The organism is Protofrankia sp. Cr1 (genome assembly GCF_963555865.1).
In the GTDB taxonomy this organism is placed as follows: Bacteria; Actinomycetota; Actinomycetes; order Frankiales; family Frankiaceae; genus Protofrankia.
Genome location: NZ_CAUVXO010000183.1, coordinates 8748 through 9514, shown reverse-complemented (window position 1 = coordinate 9514; position 767 = coordinate 8748). Strand labels below are relative to the sequence as shown.

1 protein-coding gene is annotated in these 767 nt (G+C 67.1%); it reads right to left on the bottom strand.

Going from position 1 to position 767, the window contains the following annotated elements; all coding sequences use genetic code 11:
- Positions 1-743, bottom strand: a 743-nt coding sequence (locus tag U9980_RS15205) for an alpha/beta hydrolase (protein ID WP_322768511.1), incomplete at its 3' end; no start/stop codon positions are given.
- Between the last annotated feature and the right edge of the window lie 24 nt (positions 744-767).

Genomic DNA, 767 nt, shown 5'->3' with positions numbered 1-767 from the left:
GCCTGCCCGTGTCCGTCCACGGACGCTCGCAGCGTCCGGAGGAATGCCGCCCGAGCGGTGTCCACATGCAGGTCTTCCAGGGTGCGCATCAGGTCGTCGACATCCCGGCCCAGATCGGTGCGCAGCCAACGCAACGCCCGGGTCACCGTCCAGCCGATGTGGCGCACGGATGCCGTGGTGAGCAGTGAGAGCACCGGTCCTGAACCCGGAAGCGCCGCGAGGCGTAGCAGTGGATGGATGTCGGAGCGCACCCCGCCGGTGCCTACCAGCACCACCCGCTCACACCGTTCGGGAAACTGATAGGCGAACTGCATGGCCACCCCACCCCCCAGGGAGTGGCCGACCACCGTCACCCGATCGATGCCGAGTACCGTCAAAAGATCACGCATTCCGCAGGCGTATCCGCCAATGGAATAGTCACCGCGGGGCTTGTCCGACCGACCATGGCCGAGGAGATCCGGAGCGATCACCGTTCGGCCACGGGCAAGCAACGGAATGAGGTCGGCCCAGGTCTGCGAGCTGTCGCCGATCCCGTGGATGAGCAGCAACGCCGGGCCGCGCCCAGCGCGGATGTAGGCCCGACGATATCCGTGCACGGTCACGTACCGGGTGGCATAGCGGGAAGTGCCCGGCGGGTGGGCCCGGTCGATCTCCCCGCGATCCGCGGCACCAGTCATGCCATCCTGACGGTCCGCGGGCATGCCTGCCAGATCATGTGCAACGCGGATACGATTTTCGCGCATAGCCGCCTCCGACCACTCAACCAG